Origin of the sequence: Secundilactobacillus silagei JCM 19001 (genome assembly GCF_002217945.1) — a bacterium.
Lineage (GTDB): Bacteria > Bacillota > Bacilli > Lactobacillales > Lactobacillaceae > Secundilactobacillus > Secundilactobacillus silagei.
Map to the genome: position 1 here is coordinate 1 of NZ_BCMG01000011.1, position 12,002 is coordinate 12,002.

A 12,002-nucleotide genomic window follows, 5' to 3' on the forward strand; every position below is an offset into this window, starting at 1 on the left:
TTTAAGAATTTCCGTTTGCGCGTCCTTGTTATGTTAAGGACAAAAACAAAACACCCAATCATCAAATAATGATTGAGTGCATTATGGTCGTTACCAACAACAGTTGACAGAGAACCTTAATTTTCCTCTGAAGGAGATTGATTCGGCTTTTTGTTTGCGTTTTCATTTTGAAGATGACCAAGTTTTGGAGGGTATATCTAATGGAACATAGTCAACCATTTAGCATTCGCCAGGTCGTTATCATGTCGTTATTTGCCGGTATCTCGTTTTTGCTCTACTTCATTTCATTTCCCATTTTACCGTTCGTCTCTTATATGAAGGTCGATTTTTCAGATATCCCGATTTTATTGGGGATGATCATGTTTGGTCCGCTGGGCGGCATCATCATTGCAGCTATTAAAGGATTGCTTTACTGGCTGCTGACCGGCGTGGACGTGGCTAACCTGATTGGGGTCGGTGCGGGTTTTGTCGCTTCGGTCAGCTTCCTGCTCCCAATTTATTGGGTGTTAAAGTACGTTCGTAAATATAGGACGGTGACCCGCTTAATCTTGGCGGTCATTGCGGGGACAATCAGTCTGTCAATTATCATGGCGTTACTGAACTCAACGGTGCTGATTCCGCTTTACATGGCGGTTTTGCACATGAAGATCACAATTCCGCTGTCCAAAATGTTACTGTTTGGCGTGATCCCGTTCAACCTGATCAAGGGTGTGCTGGTCGGCGCGGTGTTTGTTTTAATAGCTGACCGTATGAAGACGTTTTTGCGCCAGCAATCAGATCTGCTTTAAAAATGATTAATGTGATATGAATCGGTAACAACAAGGATGGCAATTGCGCCATCCTTTTTATTTGCCAATTTCTGCTACTAGACAGTCAAATTACGGTGTGGGAGAATGAATGCAGTTAGCAAAAAAACGGACTTTGAAGACGGGGGATATCGACGATGGATGCAGCACAGTTAATCATATTTTTATCACCGACAGCCCCAAGACGTTTACGGGTGATCGAAAATATTTTAGTGGGTAAGCGAACCGTTTCCACCCTTTACTGGGGGATGCGCTACCACCAACTATCCTGGTTAGGTTACGAAAAAAGGCTGACCCGCAAAGTGATGGATCAGACGGTTTTAGAACTGAAAAATAAGGGCCTAATCACCGTTGTCAAAACCGATGCCCAGTTAACTGAGCTTGGTGTGGCTGAGCAGCAGCGACTGTTTAAGCAGCAATATCAGCCCCAACACTTAAATATTCGGCTGGTCGTGGATGTTGAGACCTTCTGGCAGCGGTTGTTACTGGCAACCCAGGTGGTTTCGGAACAGGCCTACCAGAACAAGCACTATTATCCACTGCAGGTGAACTGGCAGGTCAAGCAGTTTATTAAACGCTGGTTTCGCCAATTTTACACGACCAATCTTAAAGGTGAATTTCAGGCTTTTTGGCAAACCTTTTTGACCCAGCTGCCTAATGACCAGGCGTTATTGATGAGTCGGCTATTAGTCGGTCATCAACGTCCAGGTGAGACGCTGATGCAGGTGGGACATGATTTTGAGTTGACTGAGACAGAGGTTAAGGTGATGACAACCGATTTGATCTGTCAGCTGGCTAAAATGGTTTCCCATACTAAGATTGATAGTTTCAGATCACTGTTAACGGGATTGAGCCGGTCACTGATCAGTACTAGCGCGCAGCAGACCCTGCACAGCTTTATGGCGGGAAAGTCACTAGAAGTTATCAGTCACCAGCGTCAGCTTAAGTTAAGCACGGTGCGGGAGCATTTACTGGAGGCGGCCATCATGCTGCCACCGGAGCAGTTTGATTTTCAGCGGATCTTACCGGCACAATTAGTAACACAGATGCAGGCACGGTTAGCAAAGACGCCGCTTGATCAGTGGCAATTTACGCAAGTAGCCGATCTATCAGTAGAGTTCTGGCAGTTTCGGCTGCTGGAGATTTTAAGGAGCAAACAAACGGATGATAAGCACTGAACAACTCTATCAGACCCTTCAAAAACGGTTCGGCTTTAGCCATTTTCGAGCCGGCCAGCTGGAAGCTTTGACCGCTTTAACAGCTGGTCAAAATACGTTAGCCGTCCTGCCAACAGGTGCGGGGAAGACCCTTATTTATGAGCTTTACGGGGCAGTGACTCAGCAGTTAGTCCTGATCGTGTCCCCCTTGATCTCGCTGATGCAAGACCAGGTGACGACTTTAAATGTGAAGGGTGAAAAGCGGGCGGCTGCCCTGACTTCGCTCATGACTTATCCGGAGAAAAACTGGGTCTTACAGCATTTGGCGGCGTACCGGTTCCTATTTGTGTCACCGGAAATGCTGAGCCAAGACGCGGTCCTCAGCGCGCTGCAAAACGTCTCGCTTGGGTTACTCGTCGTGGATGAAGCCCACTGCATCTCCACGTGGGGGCCAGACTTTCGGCCGGAATACCTGTTATTAGGACAAATTAGGCACCAGTTAAATGATCCGCTGACACTGATGACCACGGCGACGGCGACTCAGCACGTTAAAACCGATATTAAGCAAAAATTACAGTTGCCGGATGCCACTGAGGTCGTTTTACCGATCGACCGGCAAAATATTTTTTTGGATGTGGCGCAGTTTGAAACCCAGCCCGATAAGGATGATCGTTTGGTTGAACTGGTAACCACCCTTAAAAAGCCGGGCGTGGTGTATTTTTCCAGTAAAAAGAAGGCCAACGAAACGGCCGAACTGCTGGCATTAAAAACCCATTGCCGAGTAGCCGCCTACCACGCGGATCTTGATGCTGAGACGCGCTTTAAGGTGCAGCAGCAATTTATGCAAGACCAGTTAGACGTGATTTGCGCGACCAGTGCGTTTGGCATGGGCATTGATAAGAATAACGTGCGCTTCGTGATCCATTACCACGTCCCCAGTGACCTGGAAGCCTATTGGCAGGAAATTGGTCGGGCTGGCCGGGATGGCAAGCAAAGCATCGCCATTTTGCTTTATCAACCCGGTGACGAACAGATCGCGCAGTTTTTGAGCGATGCAACCGTCCCGCAGGAAAACGAAATTCACTATTACTTTCAGCAAAACGAACCGCAAGTAGCTGGTGATGAAAAGGCGAATTTGATCTGGTTTTACAAGCAGCATCACTACCGAGAAAACCAGGTCCAAGTCCTGTTTGAGCGTCGCCGCGAACAACGAATGGTGGCGTTTCAAAAAATGATGGGGTATTTGCGTACCCCAACTTGCAAGCGGCAATATGTTCAGCGTTATTTTGACCAGGCAGCCACGTTGGATGAACTGCCAAAAGACTGTTGCAGCAGCGATCAGCCAGACATTGATCTCGCAGCGTTAGGGCTGATAGCTGCAGATGACAGTGCAGCAACTGGTCAAAGCGAAGATTCAGCCAGCTGGCAAGCTATTTTGACCCAGCTGTTTAATGGTGACAGTGGCGCGGATGCAGTTTAAAAAAATTCCCACTCTCGTGCCAGCTATGGTACAATTCGTAATGAAAGTTTTTGAGGAGGTTACATGATGGATCCAAAAAAGGACGATCACTCATCCGAAACAAAACCTTGGGACCAATCGTTTGGGGACGATCGGGACGACCAGGGCAATTTGTCACGGACTAAGCGTCATAAACAAAGTCACAATAATCGGCTGGTCACGATTATCTTAGTGGCCATTATTATTCTCATTGCGGTAGGCTCTTTGATCTACGGCTTGGCACGTCAAAGTGCGATGAATAAGCCTGATAATTCAATGAGCGTTGCCAGTGAACGGACCAGTTCAGTCAGCCAGCCGCACCGTAAGAAAGCTGCTAAATCGGTCTCTAAAAAGTCGGTTTCTAAAAAGCCAGCTTCAACGTCTGTTTCTGAAAAAAAGACGCCCGCTGCCGATACTAATGCCAGCTCAAAGGTCAGTGAGCACAGTTCTGCAAAAGCAACTTCTGCGGTCACAACTTCTTCACAGACCCAGCAGACAAGTGAACCAGCAACCGCCAAGCAGCCGACTACGCACGCGAAACCTGCTAAGTCGACCGCTTCGCAGCATGCAACGAGTTCAACGTCGGGTTCCGGCTCAAAGTACGCGACTGTTGGCCAGGGCCAAGGTATCTATCGCGTGGCTGTGAATAACGGGATCTCAGTTGAGCGGCTGAAACAGTTGAATGGTGGTTTAACGGGGCAGACGCTGCGCCCAGGACAAAAATTACGCGTCAAATAAGTTGATACAGGTGGACAGAATGTCAAAAAAAGAGTTGCAAGTTGCAATTGATGGACCAGCTTCTGCTGGTAAAAGTACGGTGGCCAAGAAAATTGCGCACCGTTTTCGTTACGTTTACTGTGATACTGGTGCCATGTATCGCACGGTCACGTTAAAAGCGATGCAGCAAAACGTGGCGCTGGATGATCCGGCTGCTTTAGCAGCAATGCTGAAAACAACTGAGATTGCGTTTAAACCAGGAAATCCCGAACAATTAGTTTTTCTTGATGGTCAGGAAGTGACCATGGCAATTCGCCAGCCAGACGTGACCAATCAAGTTTCTACAGTGGCTGCGCAAGGCACTGTGCGGGCCGATTTAACGGAACGGCAGCGCAAAATTGCTGAGGCGGGCGGTATCGTGATGGACGGCAGAGATATTGGCACGTCAGTATTGCCAAAAGCCGAAGTTAAGATCTTTTTAGTGGCCAGCGTTGAAGAACGGGCTCAGCGGCGGTTTAAAGATAACGCCGAAAAGGGGATCCACACCCCAATGGATGTGCTTCGTGATGAGATTCAAACGCGGGATCATAAAGACTCCACGCGGGCAATCTCACCCCTGACGCAAGCAGCGGATGCGGTCCGTTTGGACACCACTTCATTGTCAATTGATGAGGTTGTTGACCAGATAAGTGCCATAATTACTAAAAAACAACAAGAATTTACATAAAACTTGGTCATGCTACTGGTATTTATGTTAATTTTCGGATAAAATATAAGTTAGAGTTGTCGCAAGGAGGAAAAGTTCGTATGAGTGAAAACAATAGTAATGATAACAATGATTTGTTAAATGCTTTAAATAGCATTGAAACGGTGAAAGTTGGTGACGTCGTTAAGGCTGAGGTATTAGCCATTGACGATGACAAACAAGCCATCGTGGGTATTGAAGGCACCGGTATCGAAGGTGTTGTACCACAAAAGGAACTTTCAACAAAACCAGTTTCAGATATCAATGATGTCGTTAAGGTTGGTGACACCCTTGATTTAGTTGTTATCTCAAAGATTGGTAGCGATAAGGAAGGCGGCAGTTACCTATTATCTGTTCGTCGTCTTGAAGCCCGTAAAGTTTGGGACGAAATCCAAAAGAAGTACGAAGCCGGTGAAACCATTGAAGCACCCGTTACCCAAGTGGTTAAGGGTGGCTTAGTTGTTGATGCAGGCGTTCGTGGTTTCGTACCTGCTTCAATGATCAGTGATCACTTCGTTGAAGATCTGAACCAATTTAAGGGTCAGACTTTAACCTTTAAGATTATTGAAATTGAACCTAGTGAAAACCGTTTGATCTTGTCACACCGTGCCTTAGTTGAACAAGAAAAGGCTGCTAAGCGTGATGAAATCATGAGTACCCTTAAAGCCGGCGAAACAGTTACCGGTAAAGTTGCTCGTTTGACCAGTTTTGGTGCCTTTGTTGACCTTGGCGGTGTTGACGGGTTGGTTCACGTTTCTGAAATTGCTTACGAACGGGTTGAAAAGCCTTCTGATGTTTTGAAGGTCGGCCAAGAAGTTAAGGTCAAGGTCTTATCAGTTGACCCAGACCGTAACCGGATCTCACTTTCAATCAAGCAGACCTTACCAGAACCATGGGACGGTATTGAAGAAAAGGCGCCTGAAGGTTCCGTACTTGAAGGAACTGTTAAGCGTTTGACGAGCTTTGGTGCCTTTGTTGAAGTCTTCCCAGGTGTTGAAGGTCTAGTTCACATTTCACAAATTGCCCACGAACACATTGCGACACCAAATGATGTTTTATCAACTGGTGAAACCGTTAAGGTCAAGGTTTTGGAAGTTCACCCAGACGCTCACCGTTTGGCACTTTCAATCAAGGCTTTAAAGGAAAAGCCTGCTGGTAGTGAAGAACGTCATGAACAACCAAAGCAGCAACAACGTGCACCAAGAAAGCAAGCCGCACCTACTCAGATGTCAACTGACGATGACGATGAAGGCTTTACGTTAGGTGATTTGGTTGGTGACCAACTGAAGAACGCTCAAAAGAAAGCCGATTCAGATAACAAGTAATCGATACAATGTTTCAAAACACAGATTTTCTTTAAATTAATTAAAATGTCATTTTGAAACGGAATGCCAGTTTCAAAATGACATTTTTGTTGTGATTAAACCGTTACTATCCAAGAACAGAAAAGAGGGATGTTGTATGAGTATGCCAACAATTGCCATCGTGGGCCGTCCTAACACGGGTAAATCAACCATTTTTAACCGGATTGCCGGTGATCGAATTTCCATTGTTGAAGATACCCCCGGTGTGACCCGTGATCGAATCTACGCGCACGCTGAATGGCTGGGAACCACTTTTAGTTTGATCGATACTGGTGGGATCGACATGGGTGATGAACCCTTCATCAAACAAATCACGCAACAAGCTGAGGTGGCAATCGATGAAGCCGATGTGATCGTGTTTGTTGTTTCAGTCAAAGAAGGCATTACTGATGCCGATGATAAAGTTGCGCAGATTCTTTATCGCGCCAATAAGCCAGTTGTCCTAGCCGTCAACAAGGCTGATAATCCAGAATTACGTCAAGAAATCTACGACTTTTATTCATTAGGTTTTGGCGATCCATACCCGATTTCGGGGGTCCATGGCTTGGGCCTCGGGGATCTATTAGATGCTGCTATTAAAGCCTTTCCAGATAAATCTGGCGAAGTTAAAGACGACTCCATTCGGTTTAGTCTGATTGGTCGGCCTAACGTGGGTAAATCTTCCTTAGTGAACGCTTTGCTGGGTGAAAACCGGGTGATCGTTTCTGAGATTGCCGGGACTACCCGTGACGCGATCGATACCAAGTTCATTGCCGACTCAACTGAATACACCATGGTTGATACCGCTGGGATCCGTAAACGTGGAAAAGTTTATGAAAACACGGAACGGTACAGTGTGATGCGTGCCATGAAAGCCATTGATAATTCGGACGTGGTTTTGTTTGTACTCAACGCTGAAGAGGGCATTCGTGAGCAAGATAAACGGGTCGCAGGTTACGCCCATGAAGCTGGTCGCGGGATCATCATTGTGGTAAACAAGTGGGACACCCTGAAAAAGAATAACCAGACGCTGCACGATTTTGAAGTGCACGTGAGAGAAGAGTTCCAGTACCTCGCTTACGCCCCAATCGTGTTCGTGTCTGCCAAAACCCATCAGCGGTTAAAGGAACTGCCAGCAATGATCAAGACGGTTGCGACTAACCACACTAAGCGGATTAAGTCATCAACACTGAACGAAGTGATCATGGATGCGATCGCGATGAATCCGACGCCAAATGATAATGGGCGCCGACTGCGGGTCTATTACGCGACTCAGGTTGCTATTCAGCCGCCAACTTTCGTACTGTTTGTCAATGATCCAGATCTGATGCATTTTTCATACGAGCGTTATTTGGAAAACCAGATCCGGGAACACTTTGATTTTACCGGGACACCAATTCATCTGATCGAACGTCACCGAAAGTAGTCTAAACCGTGATTGGGCCTTGGATTACGCTCATTTTTCGGATTTATACGGTGAAAATCGGTTTTTTGGTATAATTATTGGCCGTAAACCGCAAAAAACCTTGCTATGATAGGCTTTGTGTGCTATCTTGGAAACAGAAATGATACGGAACACCGCTATTATTTCAGTGGCCTGATTGACTTGTTGATCGGCTAGGTGAGATGAACTTGTACTCATCATATTTTATCCAAGGAGGCGAATCATTCATGGCAAATAAAGCACAACTTGTTAACGATGTCGCAGCTGCAACCGGCTTAACTAAGAAGGACGCAACTGCTGCAGTAGATGCAGTATTTGACTCAGTTCAAGCAACTTTGGCTAAGGGCGAAAAGGTACAATTGATCGGCTTTGGTAACTTCGAAGTTCGCGAACGTGCAGCTCGTAAGGGCCGTAACCCACAAACGGGTGCAGAAATTCAAATTCCTGCAAGCAAAGTACCAGCATTCAAACCTGGTAAAGCTTTGAAGGACGCTGTTAAATAATTTATTATTGACGGTGAGGCCAATCCTTAGGGGGTTGGCTTTTTTATTTGCCTATGAGTGATTAACCTCGCAGCCAGTGCGAATGCTTGTTTACCGACTTTTAAAGTGCTAACATATAAGCTTATGATTTAACGAAACGGAGGATCTCAATGAGTTACTCACAAAAAGCCCTTGACCAGCTAGAACGCGGTCAACTGGATGAATTTAAAAAAGCCTATGCCAGTGCCTTACGCCATGATGACGACGACACCCTCTATAACTTGGCAGAGGAACTCTATTCACTAGGGTTTTTAAACCAGTCAAAACGAATTTATAAAAAACTGTTAGAACGTTATCCAGATGAAGACGATATTCGGGTCAACCTGGCAGACGTGCTAATTGACGATAATAAAAATGATGAGGCACTCACCCTTTTAAGTGAAGTGCATCAGGGTTCAGAAGCCTATGTTCGCTCGCTGATGGTGGCGGCTGATCTGTACCAGACGCAAGGACTATTTGAAGTCAGTGAGCAAAAATTGCTAGAGGCGCGACGGCTGGCACCTGATGAACCAGCTATTCAATTTGCGCTGGCGGAACTTTATTTTGTGATGCGAGAATTCGAAAAGGCGATTTCACTGTACCTTGATTTGATCAAGCAGGGGATTCCCGAATTCAGTTCGGTTAACTTAGTGGAGCGGCTAGGCGTGGCGTACGCTAACGCGGGCCGCTTTGAGCAGGCCATTGGTTATTTAAAGCAGATCCATTCGGGTGATATGACGCCCGATGTGAAGTTTGAGACGGCCTTTACTTACTTGCAATTAAAGGACTATAAACCGGCGATCTCACTGTTTGAAGAACTCAAGGAGTCCGATCCGCAATACACCAGCCTTTATCCGTATCTGGGGCAGGCGCTGGTTGCTGAAAACCGGCTAGAAGACGCCCTGAAGGCCTTACAAGAAGGACTGGGGGTCGATCAGTACAATGAGAAACTCTGGTCATACGCGGCTGATATTGCGGCGAGATTAGAGAATGAATCACTGACTGAAACTTACCTCAAAAAGGGCCATGATCTGAACCCGGACGATTTAGACATTGTCATTAAATTATCGAACCTTTACGTCAAACAGGAACGCTTTCAAGAAACGGTGGACTTTTTGGCGGATTACGTGGGGCAGGACAACGTGGATCCGCAGCTGTATTGGAACTTAGCGGTGTCTTATGCCCGGCTGGAGAAGTATGAGCAGGCGGACCGCTATTATCAAGCAGCGGTACCGTACTTTATGGATCAAGCTGACTTTTTGAAACCCGCCGTTTACTTCTTCCGGGAAATGGGCGAGCATGAACCGATGATGAAAGTCTTAAAAGCCTACGTCAAAGTCGTTCCTGACGACATGGAAATGGCTGAAATGCTGGAAAATGAACAGGAAAATGATTTTTAACGAAAAAAAGGTCGTCAGATTGACGATCTTTTTTAATAAAAGCAAATAATAAGTTACTTTAACTTAATTAATAAAAACAAAAAAACACACCCCTAACCAGTGTGCTTGAACAGATTATGCGATGGCCGAGCATAAGTAAACCCTTCGCCAATGGCCTCGTTGACGTCAAAAATCGTCATAAAGGCCGATTTATCAAGTTCACTAACAATCATCTGCAGATCATGCAATTCACTGGGACTGACAACAACGTACAGCACGGGACGGTCTTTATGCGAATAGCCGCCTTCACCGTGGAGGATGCTGACCCCACGTTCCATGACGGTCATCACTTGATCAATAATTTCCTGTGACTTCGAGCTGATAATCAGCACACCCTTAGCGGCGTAGGTTCCGCTGAGGATGAAGTTGACCAGGCGTGAAAAGACGTAAGAATAAAGAATCGTGTAGGCCATGTGGCGAACGTCGATGTAAACCAGGGAGACTACCAGAACTAAAATGTCTAACCATAGAAGGGTCTGGCCCATTGGAATCCCCCGAAAGCGTTCAAAAATGCGGGCGATAATATCGGTTCCGCCAGTGGTTCCGCCATAGCGATACAGTAAGCCACTGCCTGCGCCACCGGTAATACCAGCAGCCATTGCGGCTAAAAATAAATCATGGTGGAGATCAATGCTTAAGGGGACTTGCTGCCAGATCCATAGGAATACTGACAGCATGACCGTTCCGTAAAGCGTATAAATAATTGCCCGACGTCCTAAAAACCGGTAACCGAATAAAATTAATGGAATATTGATCAAAATTGTGGAATAGGCCGGATTAAAATTAAACAAACCCTTTAAGATCAGTGTCACACCACTAATCCCACCATCCGCTAGCTGATTAGCAATGTTAAACTTGATGAGTGCAAACGCGTAAGCTGCACAGCCAATAGTGATCATCAGTAAATCAATGAAGCGCACTTTTTCTTCAACGTTATTGGTCAAATTAATGCCTCCAATTTTTTCAATTTTTATCTTGGCCCGCCAAGGTCGATCTCTTGATAATCATAGCATATCCAATTGAAGTGCAGTTGGTTATACTTAGGGATATCTGGTAAAATTGAATAGGCTAAAGATTGGAAATGCAGTATAACTCACACAAAAGGGTCGATCAAAATGAGAATTGAAACATTACCGGAAGAATTTATAAAAGCACAGCCCATCATTGACACTATCGAAGCGGCTGGCTATGAAGCCTACTATGTCGGTGGCTCAGTACGCGACACCCTGCTGAACTTGCCGATCCATGACGTGGACATTGCGACCAGTGCCTATCCGGAAGAGGTTAAATCGTTATTTAAGCGAACAGTGGATACTGGCATTGAACATGGTACCGTCATGATTTTAGACCACGGGACGGGGTATGAGACGACCACGTTTAGAACTGAATCCGGGTATCAAGATTACCGGCGGCCAGATTCGGTCAAATTTGTTAGATCGTTAAAAGAAGATCTGAACCGGCGCGACTTTACGATCAACGCGCTCGCATTAAAAACGGACGGGACGATCATCGACTACTTCGATGGTTTAGGCGATCTTAAAAAACACCGGATTCGCGCGGTCGGTGATCCCGAAAAACGGTTCAACGAAGATGCCTTGCGTATGATGCGGGCGGTTCGGTTTGCCAGTCAACTCAACTTCGATATTGATGCAGATACCGTTGCTGGCATTGAACATCATGGCCGTTTGCTGACCAAAATTGCGGTGGAGCGAATCCACGTTGAATTTGTGAAAATGCTGTTGGGCAATTGGCCGGCGAAGGGGCTTGATGTTTTCATGAATACGGGCTTATACCAATACTGCCCGGACTTTGAGCCGTATAAAGACCAGTTCAACCAGCTGCGGAGCCAGTTAACCCGTGGTATGAGTAATGAGACCGCGGTTTGGACTTTATTGGCAGCTGTTTTTGAGCTATCCAGTAAGCAAGTCAACCAACTGCTGAAAGACTGGAAGTCAGCCAATCAGTTGATCGACGATGTTCAGGTGGCAGTTAAAGCCTTCCACGCTATTACTACCCAGACAGTTGATGCTTGGACACTTTATCAAACGGGTCATGATCTGATTGCTATCGCTAATGAAGTGGCTGGACAGCTGGGATCTGCAACGTATCAAACAGCGGACCTGTTAGCGCAGTACGATGCCTTGCAGATCCATTCCAAAAAAGCGCTAACCATCACTGGTCAAGACCTCATGGCAGCGGGCATCAAACCTGGACCGCAACTAGGCCAGGCGTTAAATTATCTAGAACGACAAGTCGTTGAAGGTCAATTAAACAATCAAGAAGCAGATTTATTGACCGCAGCAATTAATTATTTAAACGAGAAAGCGTGACC

General features: G+C 46.1%; 11 protein-coding genes. 10 read left to right on the forward strand and 1 reads right to left on the reverse strand.

Annotated features, from left to right (window positions below; genetic code table 11):
* Nucleotides 1-200: 200 nt before the first annotated feature.
* The 9 genes from CES79_RS09930 to CES79_RS09970 all read left to right on the forward strand — a co-directional run bounded on the left by CES79_RS09930 (nt 201) and on the right by CES79_RS09970 (nt 9,631).
* The gene (locus CES79_RS09930; protein ID WP_054655233.1) at nt 201-788 is read left to right on the forward strand and encodes an ECF transporter S component; all 588 of its coding nucleotides are present in this window, start codon (nt 201-203) and stop codon (nt 786-788) included.
* 155 nt (nt 789-943) lie between these two features.
* A complete protein-coding gene (locus CES79_RS09935; protein ID WP_089137078.1) occupies nt 944-1,984 on the forward strand; it encodes a helix-turn-helix domain-containing protein in 1,041 nt (346 codons plus the stop codon).
* The gene (locus tag CES79_RS09940) at nt 1,971-3,443 is read left to right on the forward strand and encodes a RecQ family ATP-dependent DNA helicase (RefSeq protein WP_089137079.1); all 1,473 of its coding nucleotides are present in this window, start codon (nt 1,971-1,973) and stop codon (nt 3,441-3,443) included. Before CES79_RS09935 ends, CES79_RS09940 begins: the two co-directional genes overlap by 14 nt.
* Nucleotides 3,444-3,509: 66 nt before the next feature.
* Nucleotides 3,510-4,199, forward strand: a complete 690-nt coding sequence (locus CES79_RS09945; RefSeq protein ID WP_089137080.1) for a LysM peptidoglycan-binding domain-containing protein — start codon at nt 3,510-3,512, stop codon at nt 4,197-4,199.
* A 19-nt stretch (nt 4,200-4,218) separates the two neighbouring features.
* On the forward strand, nt 4,219-4,905 hold the full coding sequence (cmk, locus tag CES79_RS09950; protein ID WP_089137081.1) for a (d)CMP kinase: 687 nt from the start codon (nt 4,219-4,221) through the stop codon (nt 4,903-4,905).
* An 80-nt stretch (nt 4,906-4,985) separates the two neighbouring features.
* Nucleotides 4,986-6,248, forward strand: a complete 1,263-nt coding sequence (gene rpsA, locus CES79_RS09955; protein ID WP_089137082.1) for a 30S ribosomal protein S1 — start codon at nt 4,986-4,988, stop codon at nt 6,246-6,248.
* 136 nt (nt 6,249-6,384) lie between these two features.
* Nucleotides 6,385-7,692, forward strand: coding sequence for a ribosome biogenesis GTPase Der (gene der, locus CES79_RS09960; protein ID WP_089137083.1), 1,308 nt, complete (start codon nt 6,385-6,387; stop codon nt 7,690-7,692).
* A gap of 245 nt (nt 7,693-7,937) precedes the next feature.
* On the forward strand, nt 7,938-8,213 hold the full coding sequence (hbs, locus tag CES79_RS09965) for a non-specific DNA-binding protein Hbs (protein ID WP_054655222.1): 276 nt from the start codon (nt 7,938-7,940) through the stop codon (nt 8,211-8,213).
* 149 nt (nt 8,214-8,362) lie between these two features.
* Nucleotides 8,363-9,631 carry a tetratricopeptide repeat protein gene (locus tag CES79_RS09970; protein ID WP_089137084.1) on the forward strand — a complete coding sequence of 423 codons (1,269 nt, stop codon included), beginning with the start codon at nt 8,363-8,365 and terminating at the stop codon, nt 9,629-9,631.
* A 92-nt stretch (nt 9,632-9,723) separates the two neighbouring features.
* Here CES79_RS09970 and CES79_RS09975 read toward each other — a convergent pair whose 3' ends face one another.
* Nucleotides 9,724-10,614, reverse strand: coding sequence for a YitT family protein (locus tag CES79_RS09975; RefSeq protein WP_408005815.1), 891 nt, complete (start codon nt 10,612-10,614; stop codon nt 9,724-9,726).
* A gap of 171 nt (nt 10,615-10,785) precedes the next feature.
* On the opposite strand from CES79_RS09975, the gene CES79_RS09980 reads away from it, so the two are divergent.
* On the forward strand, nt 10,786-12,000 hold the full coding sequence (locus CES79_RS09980) for a CCA tRNA nucleotidyltransferase (RefSeq protein ID WP_089137085.1): 1,215 nt from the start codon (nt 10,786-10,788) through the stop codon (nt 11,998-12,000).
* Nucleotides 12,001-12,002 lie beyond the last annotated feature (2 nt).